At 51.3% G+C, this 12,282-nt stretch carries 10 protein-coding genes; 4 read left to right on the forward strand and 6 right to left on the reverse strand.

What is annotated here, in order from left to right; genetic code table 11:
- Position 1 precedes the first annotated feature (1 nt).
- Complete coding sequence (locus tag DCW36_RS21875; RefSeq protein WP_114780667.1) at positions 2–2,434, forward strand: TonB-dependent receptor; 2,433 nt, start codon at positions 2–4, stop codon at positions 2,432–2,434.
- Between the two features lie 167 nt (positions 2,435–2,601).
- On the opposite strand, the gene glgP is transcribed toward DCW36_RS21875, so the two are convergent.
- The 3 genes from glgP to DCW36_RS21890 form a co-directional block, all read right to left on the reverse strand.
- Positions 2,602–4,254: an alpha-glucan family phosphorylase gene (gene glgP, locus DCW36_RS21880; RefSeq protein ID WP_114780668.1), complete on the reverse strand. Its 1,653-nt coding sequence runs from the start codon at positions 4,252–4,254 to the stop codon at positions 2,602–2,604.
- Positions 4,255–4,571: 317 nt separating this feature from the next.
- Positions 4,572–5,645, reverse strand: coding sequence for a PAS domain-containing sensor histidine kinase (locus DCW36_RS21885; protein WP_114780669.1), 1,074 nt, complete (start codon positions 5,643–5,645; stop codon positions 4,572–4,574).
- 169 nt (positions 5,646–5,814) lie between these two features.
- Complete coding sequence (locus tag DCW36_RS21890) at positions 5,815–6,276, reverse strand: hypothetical protein (RefSeq protein WP_128397008.1); 462 nt, start codon at positions 6,274–6,276, stop codon at positions 5,815–5,817.
- Between DCW36_RS21890 and DCW36_RS21895 the strand changes: the two genes are divergently transcribed.
- The 3 genes from DCW36_RS21895 to DCW36_RS21905 all read left to right on the forward strand — a co-directional run bounded on the left by DCW36_RS21895 (position 6,250) and on the right by DCW36_RS21905 (position 8,353).
- On the forward strand, positions 6,250–6,591 hold the full coding sequence (locus DCW36_RS21895; protein ID WP_114780671.1) for a hypothetical protein: 342 nt from the start codon (positions 6,250–6,252) through the stop codon (positions 6,589–6,591). The two genes, DCW36_RS21890 and DCW36_RS21895, sit on opposite strands and share 27 nt — an antisense overlap.
- A gap of 93 nt (positions 6,592–6,684) precedes the next feature.
- Complete coding sequence (locus DCW36_RS21900) at positions 6,685–7,581, forward strand: ABC transporter ATP-binding protein (RefSeq protein WP_114780672.1); 897 nt, start codon at positions 6,685–6,687, stop codon at positions 7,579–7,581.
- A gap of 1 nt (position 7,582) precedes the next feature.
- Positions 7,583–8,353, forward strand: coding sequence for an ABC transporter permease (locus DCW36_RS21905; RefSeq protein WP_114780673.1), 771 nt, complete (start codon positions 7,583–7,585; stop codon positions 8,351–8,353).
- On the opposite strand, the gene DCW36_RS21910 is transcribed toward DCW36_RS21905, so the two are convergent.
- From DCW36_RS21910 to DCW36_RS21920, 3 genes are all read right to left on the reverse strand, one after another.
- Positions 8,354–9,055 carry a hypothetical protein gene (locus DCW36_RS21910; protein ID WP_128397009.1) on the reverse strand — a complete coding sequence of 234 codons (702 nt, stop codon included), beginning with the start codon at positions 9,053–9,055 and terminating at the stop codon, positions 8,354–8,356. It abuts the gene before it with no gap.
- A gap of 471 nt (positions 9,056–9,526) precedes the next feature.
- Positions 9,527–10,780, reverse strand: a complete 1,254-nt coding sequence (locus DCW36_RS21915) for a bifunctional 3,4-dihydroxy-2-butanone-4-phosphate synthase/GTP cyclohydrolase II (protein ID WP_114780675.1) — start codon at positions 10,778–10,780, stop codon at positions 9,527–9,529.
- A gap of 353 nt (positions 10,781–11,133) precedes the next feature.
- Positions 11,134–12,279 (reverse strand): hypothetical protein, encoded by a 1,146-nt coding sequence (locus tag DCW36_RS21920; RefSeq protein WP_114780676.1) that lies wholly within the window; start codon positions 12,277–12,279, stop codon positions 11,134–11,136.
- Positions 12,280–12,282 lie beyond the last annotated feature (3 nt).

A 12,282-nucleotide genomic window follows, 5' to 3' on the forward strand; every position in this document is an offset into this window, starting at 1 on the left:
CATGTACTGGTGTAAGTTTATTCTCGTTAGCCTGTTTTTCCTTTGCAGCATACCGGCTGCACTGGCACAAACCTTTGCAATTTCCGGTCGCGTTACGAATGCCGATACGGGTAAGCCGGTGCCACAGGCCGAGGTGATCATCAGCAACACGGGCAGCATCGCCAAAGCAGACGCACAGGGAAAATACCAACTCGGCAACCTCCGTGCAGGCACCTACACCCTCACCGCCTTCGGCAACGGCCACAGCAGCAGCGCCAGGCAGGTAACCATCGGTCAGGCCGATGTACTGTTAAATTTTGAACTGAAGCCGCTGGAGGTAAGCCTGCGCACGGTAAACGTAAAGAACCAGCGCGAACAGACCTTTGGCATTACCCGCCTGCACGGCGTGGAAGGAGCCGCCATTTACGAAGCCAAGAAAAGCGAAGTGGTGGTACTGGACGATGTGGTTGCCAATAAAGCCACCAACAACAGCCGCCAGGTGTTCAGCCGCGTGGCGGGACTTAATATCTGGGAGAGCGACGGCGCCGGCTTGCAGCTCGGCATCGGTGGCCGCGGCCTCAGCCCGAACCGCACCTCCAACTTCAACACCCGCCAGAACGGCTACGACATCAGCGCCGACGCCCTGGGCTACCCGGAAAGCTACTACACCCCTCCCACCGAAGCAGTCGACAGGATAGAAGTGGTGCGTGGCGCGGCCTCACTGCAATACGGCACCCAGTTTGGCGGCATGATCAATTTTGTAATGAAAGAAGGAACGCAGGAAAAGCCGTTCGAACTTGTATCGCGCCAGACGGTCGGTTCCTGGGGCCTGTTTAACACCTTCAACAGCATCAGCGGCAACAAAGGCAAATTCCATTACTACGGCTACTACCAGTACAAGCGCGGCGACGGCTGGCGCCAAAATTCCGGTTTCGATGCCCACACCGCCTTCGGCACCGTCCACTACACCCCGAGCGATAAGATCGAACTGAAATTCGATTACACCTTTATGGATTACCTGGCCCAGCAGCCCGGCGGCCTGACCGATCTTGAATTTGAGCAGGATGCCCGCCAATCGAAGCGCGACCGGAACTGGTTTAAAGTGAACTGGAACCTGCTGGCCCTCTCGCTGGACTACCGCCTGAGCGACCGCACCAGGCTGAACGTGCGCAACTTTGGCTTACTGGCGCAGCGCGATGCACTTGGGTTTATGGGCAAAATCAGTCGTCCCGATGACCTTACCGCGCCACGTCTCCTGCTGCAGGACCAGTTCAACAACTACGGCAACGAAACCCGGCTCATCCACCACTACGACATCCGGAATTTGTTCTCTACCGTGCTGGTTGGCACCCGCTACTACCATGGCTCCACAAACCAGTTGCAGGGAGATGGTTCTGTTGCTTCGGATGCTGATTTCAGGTTCTACGGCGAAACAGGTGCCCCAAACAAATCGAGCTACGACTACCTGAGCCGCAACTTTGCCCTTTTTACTGAAAACATCTTCCGGATTTCACCTAAACTGAGCGCTACCCCCGGGATTCGCTACGAGTGGATTAACACCAATGCCGACGGCAGTTACCGCGATGCTGTGCCCGACCAGGCTGGTAACATTGTAAGTGACAGGAATGTGCCTGAAAACCGCAGCAACTCCCGAAACATCCTGCTGCTGGGTTTGGGGCTGAGTTACAAGCCATCGGAAAAAATCGAGGTCTACGGCAACCTGTCGCAGAATTACCGTGCTATCAACTTCAATGATATGCGCGTGATCAACCCGAACCAGTTCGTAGATCAGAACCTGCAGGACGAGAGCGGCTACAGTGCCGACCTGGGCTTCCGGGGTAACCTCAACGGACTTTTGCATTTCGACGCCAGCCTTTTTCATATTGCTTACAAAAACCGCATCAACCTCCGGTATATTGACAACACCGTATACCTTATCCGAACCAACGTAGGCGACTCGCGCAATACCGGGCTGGAAACCTTTGTAGAGGCAGATCTGCTCAAGTTCTTTTATGGCAAAGAGCATGCGACCAGCCTTTCCGCCTTTTCAAACATCACCTTGGTTACTACCAGGTACTACAGCCCATTTAAAACCATTGATGGAAACGAAGTGGAACTGGCACCACCGGTTATTGCCAAATTTGGTCTGTCCTTCAAACGCAAAAATCTGAAGCTGGCATACCAGTATGCTTACACTGCTTCCCAATATACAGATGCAGCCAACTCTGGTAAAATGGGCGAGCGAGACCCTACTGCCGTAGTCGGCAAAATACCCGCTTACGATGTAATGGACTTATCGGCCAGCTACACCTACAAGTGCTTCACGCTAGAGACGGGTATCAACAACCTGGCCAATGCAACCTACTTCACACGACGCGCCACCGGCTATCCGGGTCCGGGTATTATCCCGTCGGATGCCCGCAATTACTATGTCACCCTGCAGCTGAAACTATAGTGGCAGCTGCAGCGAAATAAAAAACAAGCATTCCTGACTTCCTTTAGCCTTCTGCTCCTGCCACCACAGCCTCTGCTCCTCTTCTGCAGGTTCAGAAAAGAAAAAATCAGCACCCGGGCTTTTTGCTGCCCTGATGCTGACTTTCTGTTGCTGTAGCCAGACCTGTACTAGTTGTACATTTCGGTATAATACTCGTGCGCCATGCGGTCGGCATCGAACATTGGTATGATGTCTTTCATACTTTGCTTCATGATGCTGTGCCACTTGGGCTTGTTGTGGTAATAGGTAGGAATGATTTCCTCCTGCAGAATCTGCATCATGTTTTCGTAATCGGCATCGTCCTGGTAGAACTCCGTCATGGTGGTGTCGATGATCGGGAAGAGGAAACTGTTTTCGCCGTGGCGGCCGAACTCCGGTATCCAGCCATCCTGGATAGAAAAGTTGATGGAGCCGTTCATGGCCGCTGTCATGCCGCTGGTTCCGGAGGCTTCCCGTGGCCGGCGTGGCGTGTTCAGCCAGATATCGGAGCCCTGCTTCAGTTTCCGGGAAAGCTCAATTTCATAACCGGTAAGCACCGCCATGTTCTTCTGCTGGTAGGAAATGTGCACCAGCCTGTTAAACACCTCTACCGCACCATAGTCGTACGGATAAGGTTTTCCGGCCCAGATTACCTGGATAGGCTGGTCGTGGCGGTTGATCAGTTCGATAAAGCGGTTGAGGTCGCGCAGTAACAGGTCGGCCCGTTTGTAGGCGGCAAACCTCCTGGCCCACACAATGGTCAGCACATTGGGGTCGAAGAGTTTACCGGTCTGATCGGCAACCACCTCAAACAGGTTCATTTTCATTTCCCGCTTGCGTGCCTGCAGCCACTCGTCGTTGTTGGCGTTGTAGGCTTCCCGCATCGTCCGGTCCATCCAGAACGGCACGTTCTGGGCATTGGTAATGGCCTTTATGTCACAGATTCCTTCGTTGCCACACCACATAGCGCGGGCAACCTCGCCGTGCAGTTGCGAAACTCCGTTCGCGACACGGGCAAGCCGGAGGGCAGCCAATGTGTGGTTAAACATCTGTCCGTACATGCCGGTATATTCACGGGCCTCTTCAAGCGAAAAGTTGTTAAAGAAACTCATCCGGTGCAGCAGGTTAATATCGTGTTCTTCGTTGCCGGCCTTTTCGGGCGTGTGCGTGGTAAACACAACCCGTTTCTTTACTTCTTCCGCATTTCCTTCAAATTTATCCAGCAGGTGAAACGCCATCGGCAGGGCATGCCCTTCGTTGAGGTGGTAAATGTCTGCACCGCCCAGCGCATCCACTACTTTTGCACCGCCAATACCCAGCACTATGCTCTGCGAAATGCGCGCATTCACCTCCACATCGTAGAGTTTATGGGTAATGGTGCGCGCCAGGAAATCGTTTTCGGGAATATCCGTTGTCAGGAAATACATGGGCACGGTGCCGAAAATCTCAGGCTTCAGCACCAGGGCTTTTACATAAACCGGGTGCCCGTTTACGACTACGCGTACCGTTATGCCGCTATCTTCCAGGTAAGTATAGAACTTCTTCTGGAACAGCACCCGCATGGTATTGTCTTCGTACCGCACCTGGTCGTAATAGCCAAATTTCCATAAAATGCCAATCCCGATAACATTCTGGCGCAGGTCGTGGGCGCTCCGCATATGGGAGCCGGCCAGAAAGCCAAGACCACCGGAATATGTTTTAAGGGCCTGGTGTATGCCAAACTCCATGCTGAAGTAGGCTACGCGTTTCGTGTATTTACTGTCTATTTCGTAGGGGTGATACCACTTATCGTACTTTGTCATGATTTCTAATTGTTTTTAATGCACACAACCTCCGCTATCAGGTCCTTCCTTTTTTTGATGAAGGCACAAAGCGATGGCACCGGCAACTATAATAATTACCATGCCAGTTTCTGCGCCAGGTGTAGTGGAGCTTGTTTTGTTTACTTGCTTGTTTGTCTGATACGCTGTTTTACTGCTCTCTTTTGTAAGCCACCTGCTTTCCGGTAACCACTGCTCTTCTGAAAAATACCAGGCGGCGTTAAAAAACTGATATCCGAATATACAGGAAATAAAATACTAATTACCGCTCATCGGTAAAAAAGAAATGTTAAATCTACTTAAGTTTGGTTTGGCAGCCTGATGGAAAAAGTACTTCCTTCGCCCTCCTTGCTCTCGCACCAGATTTTACCGCCCTGTACCTCAACCAGATCCCGGATAATGGAAAGCCCGATGCCCCTGGCCTGCTCGCCATGAAGCCCGGTCCGGGAGGCCCTGGTATATTTATCAAACAGGTAAGGCTGCATATCCTGCGGAATACCGATACCATTGTCCGTAATTTTCAGCAGTACGCTATGCTCCTCCTCCTCTAGGGCGAGTGTGATAGTGCCATCCGGTTTTGTAAATTTGATGGAATTGGAAATCAGGTTATTCAGGATCTGGTCCAGCTTGATAACATCTACATCGGCAAACACTTTAGCAGGGGCAATGAGCGTGATTTTCTGCTTTATGCTTTTGTTCATGGCAAACATTTCCGCTACGTCCCGCACTTTTTCAACCAGGTCGATCCGCTGCTTGTTAACGACAATTCCAGGCGACTTTAAATGCTCTTCGCTCAGGATATCTAAAATCAAGCTGATGCAGGTTTCGCAGGCTTTGCCAATAAAATGGGTGTAGTTTGTCAGTTCGCTGTAGTTTTGTCTCTGGTGGTCGGTTTCGAGTGCGCCCGATACACTTTGTATAATGGAGATCGGCCCCCGCAAGTCATGCGCTAAAATTTCCAGGGCCGTGTCTTTCTTCTGGGCATATTCCAGCAGGTAGGCCGTGTGCTCCGCCCGGTCGGTGATATCTTCGGCTATGCCAGTCACGCCCGACAGGCTGCCTGTTTCGTCATAAAGAGGAGCGGCTTCGGCACAGATTACTTTGGTGGATAAGCCGGGCAACTGCAGCCTGAACTGGGTATTGATCGGTTTCCCCTGCAGCAGGTTGTTGAAACAGTTTGTAACCACCATGCTGTCCTCGGGGTGCACCACGTCCGGCAGGGTGTAAGGTTGCTGCAGAAAAATATGCAAATCACCTGCAAACAGGGACTCCGCTGCCCTGCTCAGGTAGGTAAACCGGGTGCTGGCTACATCGAATGCGAAAATAATTTTACGACTGCTATTGCCTAGTTGCTGAAGGATGCTGCTGTCCATAGTAGTTGGTTTGAACACAGCTATAGTGCTGTATACACTTTGATATCTACGAGGCTATATAGCATTGGTTTAATGAGAAAAAACAATAGCTGAAGCGGCAAAAATAAACCCCACCAGGCTTTACCGGGTGAGGTTTTCTGCCAGCGACTGGTGTTGCGGACCCGGCGATCTAAAAAGTTACTGCAAGGCCCGGACCGCTTGTGGCGAAACCCAGTCTGAACCTAAGCCGGCCCTGCCTGTCCTGGCTTGTATACAGTCCTTCGTTGTAGAGCTCGGCAGCCTGTTGCGCATGTTTGCTGTACCCCACCGAAAACGGAATCGAGAGTGCCAGCAAACCGGCGCCCACTCCTGCCATCGTCCAGTTTGGCGTACCCCCGCCTATGGCGGAACCCAGGGGATAACCGACCATAAAGCCCCCTGCATAACTCAGGACAGTTACCGGGATCATATTTCTGCGGGCTACCTTCATTTCCTGAAGCGCTTCCGGGTTTTCCCGCACAACATCTTCCAGCTGACTGGGCGAAAGTTTTACCCCATCGAGGGTAAAGGTGGTGCCTACCTTTTTGGTTACAACAATAGGACTTTGCTGTACCTGCGCATAGCCATGGCGCAACAACAACGACAGCAGCAAGGTAAGTGCAAGGGTAATTCCTGCCTTCATAAGATAAAGCTGAAAAAGTTAAAAAGGGATTGTCCGTTCTTTCAAAAAACAGTACAAGATAATCCCCGCAACAAACAAAAGCAATACTCCTGCTTCGTTTTCTTCCGCCTCTTTTCAGGCTGCAGAAATGCTCCTGAATTTGCTGCCCCGATGCAGGAAAAAGGAGCAGCGGGTGTGGTGGCGGGCGCAGCAAAACGCTGGCTAGCAGCAGCGGCTATGGTGGCTGGTGGAGAAGGCTTTTTACAAGCTTCACATTCCGGAAAAATGCTTCAGGCCTCAGCTTAAAAAGCTGTGTAAAGCCCTCAACTGTAATTCAAAAATTCTATATTTGCCTATGCTGCTGTTCCTGCCGTGTCGTTCACCTTTTAACTTTCTCCTGTGGCAACTGTTTTAGACATACATCATCTCTCCAAAAAGTACGGACACCTGCAGGCGCTGCAGGGGCTTTCGTTACAGGTGGAAGCGGGTAGCATTTATGGCTTGCTCGGCCCCAACGGGAGTGGCAAAACCACCACGCTGGGTATTGTGCTGGATGTGATCAAACCCACCAGCGGCAGCTTTTCCTGGTTCGGCAGCCCGGTGAGCAAAGAGACCAAGCAGCGGATTGGCGCCTTACTCGAAACGCCAAATTTTTACCCTTACCTTACCGCCAGGCAGAACCTGCAGCTTGTTGCCGACATAAAAGGAGCCGACAAAAGCAACATCAACAGGATGCTGGATATGGTGGCATTAGGCACCCGCAGCAACACCACGTTTAAAGGCTTTTCGCTGGGCATGAAACAGCGCCTGGCCCTTGCCGCCGCTATGCTCAACGACCCGGAAGTACTGGTGCTCGACGAACCCACCAACGGCCTGGACCCACAGGGGATAGCCGAGGTGCGCGACCTGATCCTGCGCATCGGGGCACAGGGCAAAACCATTATCCTGGCCAGCCATTTACTTGACGAAGTGGAGAAAGTGTGCACGCACATGGCGGTGCTTCGCGGAGGTCGGCTGGTATCAGGCGGACCGGTGGGCGACATGCTTGCAGCAAACGAACAGCTCGTTATCAGTGCACCCGAGCTGCAGCCTGTGCTGGCGCTGCTGGAGCGCCTCCCCTATGTGGCACAGTTTACACCGGCCAAAGAAGGAGTTGCCCTTACCCTGAAAGAAGGCTATAACAGCACCAACATTAACCGCGACATGTTTGCGCAGGGCATTGTGCTGTCGCAGCTGATTGTGCGGCGCAAGAGCCTGGAGGCGCAGTTTATGGAAATCATTAAAACAACTTCTTAAGATGGACTTGTTACGAACAGAGTTCCGGAAGATATTCCCCTACCGCACCTTCTGGGCTATCCTGGGAATTTACATTTTGTTACTGCTGCTGGTTACCTCCGCCAGCAGCAGTGTAGTAGTAAACGGCGAAGTGTATGGAAAAACCATGTACCAGTTTCCGCAGATCTGGTCGCGGCTTGCCTACATCGGCAGCTTTTTTAATGTGCTCCTGGGTATTCTGATCATTATCCTGGTAACAGACGAGTTCACTTTCAGAACGTTCAGGCAACAGGTGATAGACGGACTTTCGCGGGGAGAACTGGTGTTGGCCAAGTTTTATGTGGGGCTTGCACTGGCTACTTTCTGCACTCTTGTACTACTGGTGCTCGGGTTTGTGCTGGGACTGCTATACAGCACCGATAAAAGTGCTTCTGCTATCTTCAGCCAACTGGATGCTGTTCCATATTTTTTTGTGCAGGCTGTTGCCTATATGGCACTGGCCATGCTGTTCGGTTTCCTGATCCGGAAGAGCGGTTTGGCCATCATCGCTTTTTTTGTCTACACCATACTCGTGGAGCCGCTTATTCATTACAGCCTGCCGGACACTGTTGACAAGTTTTTCCCGGTAAAGGTTTTCGCCAGCCTGACACCACGGCCCGGCCAGGCCCTTATAGACCAGATTACCACTCCCACCGAGATGCTGACACCACAGTGGGCGGTACTGCCGGCACTTGCTTATTCTGCGCTGCTTGTTTCTGCTGCCTGGCTTATCCTGAAACTGAGAGACCTGTAGTTACTTCACCAGGGTGTTATAATAGTCTATAATGGCAACAAGATGATCTATGTTATCATAGTTGTACTTGTTCTTTTTCATAAACTCCTTCACGTCTTTTTCTTTCTTGCCAAAGTAGCGGGGCAGGTCCTTCCGCAGGTTGCGAAGTGTTATGATGTCGCCATCCGGCAGCAGCAGGTAAAACAAGGGCACAATCTGCTCTACAAACCGGTAACCCATGGAGTTATAATACGGATCGTAGTAACCGAAACGCCGCGTGTTCATGGCGCTCATGTTGTTTACATCCCGCCTTACGTAACTTTCGCGCATAATGAGCGTCAGCTGCCCGTAATTCAGTTGCTGGAAAAAGGTGGGTTTTTTAAAGTCGGTGTACGGTTTGTCCTGGTCCCAGTTGTAGGTTACAAACACCTGCTGACCCGGGCTTTCCTCCGAAGCGTTGCTTACAATAAAATGATCCACGTTTACCGGTGAAAAAGATCGCAAGGTACCATCCTCCTGCTGCACATTAATGATCTCTTCCTGGTGATGGAATGTTAGTGATCCGGAAACGGTATCTCCGGAAAAAAGAACGACGTTTGCTACCGGCCATTCCTGAATATCAATAGAGGAGATTCTTTGCTGCGCAAACAGCGCCATAGGGCCTGACAGGAAAACGAAAAAGACAACTGTCAGAAAACGGGAAACAGATATAAAACCAAACATATGCTACACAAGATTATTGATGAAACACTTGCTACCTGTTTTTTTAACAGATAACGATACACAACCTATCACTTTACCAGCCATCCTATCCTGAAAGCTATATGCTTTTTCACTTAAACAAACCTGGCGCCAAACAAGCACATAGCTAACTGATAGTGAAGCTCCACCAGATTCTTTTTCACATTTTATCTACGATAATATAGTGCATTTACGGCTAAAAAGTTGCCTTCCCGATACAATTTCCTATAAAATAAAACAGCCCGAAAGTGCAACATTTCTATTCTCTTTCAGGCTGTTTTTGAAGCAGTTAGCAACGCAACACAGCACCACCTCCTGCAACAAATATAAAAATAATTCAATATAATAGTACTAAGCAGGAACTTCACAGGCAACTGTGCTGCTGCTTCTCATAATAGTGTATGCGGCATGAAAGGCCAGCCCTGTAACAGCAGCGCCGGCTATATGCCAGGGTTACAGGTTTTTACTGATCGTGATATTTTTCAGGATTTCGTGCCCCAGTTTATCGCGTTTGGTGGTCAGGTAGCGCTGGTTGTGCTCGTTTGGCACAACTTCTATCGGCACGTTTTCAACTACTTCCAGTCCGTAGCCAATCAGCCCTGTCCGCTTCTTGGGATTGTTGGAGATCAGCTTCATTTTGGTAACGCCGATGTCGCGGAGAATCTGGGCACCTACGCCATAATCGCGCTCGTCCATGCCAAAACCGAGTTCCAGGTTCGCCTCCACCGTATCCAGCCCCTGCTCCTGCAGTTTGTAGGCTTTCAGTTTGTTCAGCAGCCCGATGCCGCGTCCTTCCTGGTTCATGTACACCACCACGCCTTTGCCTTCGCGCTCAATCATGCGCATGGCCTCGTGCAGCTGCGGACCGCAGTCGCAACGGCAGGAACCAAAAATATCGCCTGTTACGCAGGACGAATGCACCCGCACCAGTACCGGCTCATCTTCTTCCCAGGTGCCTTTTACCAATGCCAGGTGTTTGGCATTGTTGCTGATCTGGGTAAAGGCATAGAGGTCGAAGTTGCCGTAATCGGTCGGCATCTGCACTGCAATCTCACGGGTAATCAGGCTTTCCTGCTTTAAGCGGTACACAATCAGGTCTTTGATGGAGATCAGCTTCAGGTTGAAACGTTCCGCCACTTTCACCAGGTCGGGCAACCGGGCCATGGAGCCGTCTTCGTTCATGATCTCCACCAGCACGCCCGCCGGGTACAAACCTGCCAGGCGCGCCAGGTCAACAGAAGCCTCTGTATGGCCCGGGCGTCGGATAACACCTTCTGTTTTTGACCGGAGCGGGAATATATGCCCCGGTTTTCCTAACGACTCGGGGTCGGTAGCCGGGTCCACGAGTGCCTGTATGGTTTTGGCACGGTCGGAGGCGGAGATACCGGTGGTGCAGCCATGGCCAAGCAGGTCTACCGATACGGTAAAGGCGGTGGCATGGGAAGTGGTGTTGCGGGTAACCATCATTTCCAGCCCCAGCTCGTCGCATCGTTCTTCGGGCAAGGCACAGCAGATGAGGCCGCGCCCGTGCGTGGCCATAAAGTTAACAATCTCGGGTGTGATCAGTTCGGCGGCACAAACAAAGTCGCCTTCGTTTTCGCGGTCATCGTCATCCACCACAATCACTACTTTTCCCTGGCGGATATCTTCGATCGCATCTTCTATTTTATCAAGAGGCCTTAACACCTCCTTTTCTGTGGTTTCCATAAAGTCTGCATTATAACGGCTGCCATTGCAGTTGGCAGCTGGTTTGTTATGGTTAATAATTGCGGTACAAATTTAGGAAGTTTATCCTGCAATACCTGCTAATTAAACAACACATAAGCGCAGCAATTGGTTTTATTGTGCAGCAGGCGTGGTAGCTTTTCCTGTAAAACCGCCTCTTTCGTGCTGCAGCAGCGGCTATGGTGGCAGGAGCAGCAGAATTGTCTGAACCACAGATTTACCGGATGAAAGGATTTCACGGAAGTTTTTCACGGAAGTATTTCACAAAGTTTAACTGCAGCTGCCACCATAGCCTCTGCTCCTGCTTACCTATCTAATTAAAGCCAAACCGCCGTTCAAAACCAGTCCACCACCCGGATAACTTTAGCAGGGGGCGGGTTACCGTCGATGCAGCGTTTATAAGCATCGGCAATCCGTTGGTATTTTTCGGAAGTGAGGTGCAGTTCATCAAACCAGTCGTCGAAGGAAGGGGCTACGCCGCGACAGTCGATGTGGTACACATTCGGGAACCGCTGTGCCAGCTCGTGAAACATGTAGTTGAGCTCAAAGATTAGGGCTTTGATGATATTGTCTGAGGTTATCGGGTCTGTTACGCCGCGGATCATCAGGGGGCGCTTGAGCCAGTTGCCGGAGCCCAGCATCCGGTTCAGCAGCGGCTGCAGCTGGTACCATTTTCGCCAGCGGTAGTTGTAGGTAGGCAGCGCATAGTCGTAGCCCTGGGTAATGATGCGCATGTGGTCGAACTTGCCCGACTCCTGCAGGTTCCGGAAGAGCATATAGTATTGGGCTTTTATCGTCCAGATAAACGAATAAAAGACAGGGCTCACACTACGGTACCCGTCCAGGATGGCAGCTTTGGTACGCTCATCTGCCCCGATGCAGAACATCTTTTCCAGCTGCTCCGGATCTCTCAACTTACTGTCGCAGTTGGGGTTTACCATAATGGCCAGGCGGTTGTAGCCCACAAAGTCGTTGCCGCCACCGCTTATCAGGAACACATCCGGCACATGAATCGAAAGCTCTTCGATGTATTTTTCCTCGTACAGAATGTTGGTAAACCAGTCGCCGCCGTAGGCAATGCTGTAGATGGCATAATCCGGGCGGTCGTTGAGCCAATCGATGATATCCTGTACAAAAAACGGAAACTGAAACCAGGAATCGCCTTCCGCTACTATCACTTTGTTCCTGCTGTTCCCCGGGTCGCGGAATCCGTTGCGGATGGTTTTATAGTACCGCTTTTGCCTGAAGCGGGTACTCCACCTGTTCATCAGCCCCAGCATACCACGGGTAGCATCCGACTGCAGCTTAAGCGTGCTTTCATTGATATCGAAAATCCGGATAAGCAGCTGGCGGAGGTCTGCAAAGGTCAGGTTGGTTTCTTTCCTGACCAGCTCCTCGAACGCCGCATCCGTAAACTCCAGCGGATGCTTTACAATGCAGTCGATAAGAAACTGTTTGCGGTTTGGATTTTCTTCATTCATGTA

Origin of the sequence: Botryobacter ruber (assembly GCF_003347595.2) — a bacterium.
Lineage (GTDB): Bacteria > Bacteroidota > Bacteroidia > Cytophagales > Hymenobacteraceae > Pontibacter > Pontibacter ruber_A.